Here is a 4,328-nt window from a genome sequence, read left to right as displayed (position 1 = left end):
GGGGGTGAGCGGTGCGCCTTTGGGGGATATGCCTTGCTGCTCCTGTCGAAGCTGGTTTACTCATTTACGCATGGCTGAATTACTCACGCCCATCGCGTTTGCAGCCTCAGCTATGCTGTATCCCTGTTTCGTTACCAGCTGCGCAGCTTCTAATTTGAACTCTGCACTGAATGTCGGTCTTGTGTTCTTCATTTCTACCACCTTTTCTCTGGAAGTGAGTCTATCACTTCGTCTATTCAGGTGGCCAAACTCACTATGCCACTACAGGTTTATCTAGTAGTGAAAATCTTATGCTTTCCTTCGATATGATCTCCATCAATGTAAAAAGCACCACTAAACTCTATACGGCCATAATTATGGCTCGAAGAAAAAGAGCCACCAATTACGCCTTTCTCACCTAACATAGTCCAAACAACCTCCAAATCATTATCCTTTAGCATCTTTAAAAATGGTTCTTTTTTAACTAATAAATGTGCTTTTGTATCGTTTAAAGCTTCAGCTGCAAAACACACAATATTATTAGCTTCATCGACATAACTACCTTCTTGAGAACCATGTTTTAATTTCATATTGTCAAAAATTAGAGAGCTTGGCTTAAGAAAACTTAAAGTTTCAGCCTTTGATTGATCGAACTCTTCTTCCCAACGATAACCGATAGCAGTAACACCAACATCAGCAATCTCAGTCCTTGTCTTTTTGTCTGTAACTGTTACCCAGTCTGAGCCACTATAGTAATCAGATTTAAAGAAATTAAAAGCCTCTGACCAGTAATACTCCCTATTAAACAACTGATATCTATTAGTGCTTTCAGGCATCCATCGCCCCATATAATGTTGGCTTTCAGCCCAGTTTTTAAAGTGTTCATATTCAGATGACTTAACTAAGTAACTTTTAAGGTGACACCAAACTTCTTTCCGTGGATGTCCCCAGTCTTCATTACCTATTTCTTTAGGCTCTTTCCAAGACGGGTAACTTTCCAGAACAAGCCAATCACCACCATTATTATCTTTTACTTCAATCAACCCCTGCGGATTATCCAACGTAGAAGTATCATTTACCCAATTTTCAAAAGTACAATTCCACTCAAAAGCTTCTTTACTAACCCACCATTCATCTTCAATAGGTATGCATTTATCCCCTGTATTTTTAAGCAAAATTGTTGGATCTATATCCCTTTCATAGGGGTCCCAAGGGCCTAGATAAGGAGACTCTTCTCGTTCATCACCATATCCCTTATAGCGGATGTAATTATCAGAAAGCCTTGCCATAAATTCATGAAAAGCGATCCATTGATATTTTTTACCTATTCGTTCTTGGTGGGATTCATGCCGCCCTCTACCTGTGCCTATACTTCTATCAAAATCGCCATGCTTATCTGGAGACCAGCCTAACTCAATTACGCGATTAAAAATAAAACATTCAGCCTGACTAAGGTCAAAATGAGCATCTGTATCTAATAAATTGTTGTTATGATCAAGGTATGGTTCTATATCCTTTTCATAAACAGCTAAAGTTTTTTTTGATAAAGCCTCTTTAAAAGCTAATTTATTCGCAGATAGCTCTTCTTCAGTTTTTCTGCCACAAGCACTCCCCATACGGATTATAGTTTCACCTATAACCAAATCATCAGAGTCTTCAGTATAAATAAGAGGGTCTAATGAATTAAATAATTTAAGCTGCTCTTCAAGTAAATCGTTCTTAAAACTCTTGAAAAGTTGTTTCCTATTTACTGGAGTTTGTCCAAACTTACATCCAGACCAATCGGAATGATTAGAGTTTGTGCCTATGGTATACCTAGAGAAGTCACCTCCTTCCATAACTGAACGCCACAAGTCCCAGTAGCCTTTCTTATCATAAAGACTTTTCAGCTCATCTTTAGTTGGTATGTCATCAGGCCATTCACTTTTGTATGGGGGCTTTGTCTGAGACAACTCAACACCGTCAAGGTCAAGCCCAAGATGGGTAGCATACTCAATAATTTCTCTTGCATAGTCTCTAAGCAAAATATGCGGGTAAACATGTTCTGAACTAAAAACCTTTTGGTAAACAGTTTCTGCTAAGCTTTTTAGTCCTTGAATATCATCTGTTCGCAATGTACACCCCAATGCAACAGCAAATATTCTTTCCAAAACATACGGATCATCAACCGCCTCAAACTTATCAATTAACTTTTTTAAAACTGAAACCCTTGTTTCAAGCAAGCTAACTAAAGCCTTAGTCGTGCAGTCCCTTAGCTCTCTGTTACTAGAGGTCAAAAACCAACATAAACTCGTTGCAACCAACTCTATTGATTCATCAGAAATATAACTTTTGTCAGAACCATTCCACGCCCAATCTATCATGTGCCTAAATGTAGAGTCTTCACTATATTTATATTTTAGTTGTTGTGTCCAAAATTCATCACGATCAGGTAAAGGATGTTTAATTAACCACTCATGTAAAAAATTAGCGTTAAAAGGATGGTCAACTAAACCAGATATAGAAATTATCGCCTCTATAAACTGATCGAAAGTTGCACTGTAACCCAATACCTGATCGTTAATAAAAGGCTTTAACTTGTCAAAATCTAAGGCGTTAACATCTCGCCAGAGTAAACTATCAATAAAAGCTTCTATTAAACTGTGGTTTTCGATGAACTCAGGCAATAATTCATATAGCTCTAACCCAAACCTTTCTGGTAATTGAATAGACAGAGCCTCTACTAAGCCTTGACTGCGATAAAAGTCGAACTCATCTTTGAAATAGCCTTTTAATCGACCTCCTTCTTTGAATTCTTGTTTAATATCTTCAATATCATCCAATAAAAACTTAACAGTTAAATGATCATCAAATCTCTCGTAAGCAATGTACACGACTTCATCAATAGAACTATCATCATTTCGAACAATGCCTTTTGTTAATAATCCTTCGTCAATCAAAGCAGTAAGAAAAGTCTTATCGCTTACATAATCTTCGACTACGGACTGAACGGTAGCATGGGCATCCTTCAGTGCTACATTGCTCCCTCCATTAGACACTTTAATTTTAATTAGCTCGCTAAGAGCTTCTTTTACTAGCGGAAAACTAGAATCAAAATGAAATTTTTTGGGTGATGATAACGACTTATTCACGCCTGTTACAAAGAAATCAAAAATATTTGAAATGCCATTAAACCCAACCGGTACTTTTGTTAGCCCATTGTTCTTTATCCCTTCACATAGCAGCTTAAGAAATAGAGGGTTTTTGAATTCTGGATTTAAATTAGGTGATGAAGGTCTTTCGATATTGTAATAGTCGTAAAACAAATTGGCTGCTTCCAACTCAACATTTTGGAACCCGATATGCTCATGAGTTTCAAAATTATTACGCGATACGTTTTCCGCAGAGATTGTAATCCCTTTGTACGTAGTTCGGACTGACATTACTAAGCCAAGCCAAGGAAATCCTCTGATTTCATCAACAAAACTATTAATATTGTCATTCCAAAACTTGTTGCCATTTCCTTCATTTATAGCATCAATGAAAATTAGAACCCTTTTGCCCGACTTTTGACCTAATAGATTTAACTTTTCTAAAAACTCACTAGACGTTATTTTCAACTGGAGTCTTTTGAAAATCTGTGCCCATGGTGAATCTTCAGTAGTAAATTGTTGACCTAGTAGAAAAAGAGACGAGAATCCACGAGAAATCCTTGTTTCAATAACATCGGCAAGCAAATGCGATTTCCCTATTCCAGCTTTACCTTCCAAAAGTAAATAAGGGTTTTCTGACAATTTCAGCATTGTAGAGTTAAAGAAAGCGATTAAATCATTACAAGCATAACCAATCTCTCTAAGTTCTCTTAAAATGCCGTAAAATTTATCATGGAATCCATTCAACTTTTCGGCGTTTTGAGCTTCTTTGTGCTGCCTCAATATCGATTCCGATTCAGTAATGACTGATTGGCAATCAGAGATATAGCTAATGAATTTGTCAATTGGAATACTATTCGGCGATTGAAAATCTATACTTTGATATAGATCTTTTATGCTTCTCATTGATTGAACGATTACTGGAATTTCTGAAGATATTTCATCACATTGACTGAGATTATTACCCCTAATCAAGAGGCGATCTATATGCGAGTAAAATTCAGCTGCGAATGTTTCAGTCCAACCAAGACCATCGAACAATTTCGCAACTTGTAGTTTGACGTTAAGCTCGGGTGTATATCGATTTCCCAAGTCAGCTATTGCCTGTCTGTTTTTCTCACTTAACCAGTCATCACTTAAGTGAAACGTGAGCTTCTCGTCTATAGAGCGTAATAGAAGTTTTATTTGAATCAGCTCTTCATTGATATCAAATATCTT

General features: G+C 37.0%; 1 protein-coding gene and 1 pseudogene. Both read right to left on the bottom strand.

The features are described from left to right. Positions 1 to 192: pseudogene (locus L1D47_RS20210) on the bottom strand (transposase); the annotation flags it as partial. A 77-nt stretch (positions 193 to 269) separates the two neighbouring features. Beyond that, complete coding sequence (gene avs2, locus L1D47_RS20205) at positions 270 to 4,202, bottom strand: AVAST type 2 anti-phage system protein Avs2 (protein WP_345778777.1); 3,933 nt, start codon at positions 4,200 to 4,202, stop codon at positions 270 to 272. Positions 4,203 to 4,328: the final 126 nt, after the last annotated feature.

It is taken from the genome of Shewanella sp. Isolate7, from assembly GCF_022398425.1.
Taxonomy (GTDB): domain Bacteria; phylum Pseudomonadota; class Gammaproteobacteria; order Enterobacterales; family Shewanellaceae; genus Shewanella.
Note: the sequence above shows the minus strand (reverse complement) of the source record. Positions and strands in the feature narration are given on the sequence as shown.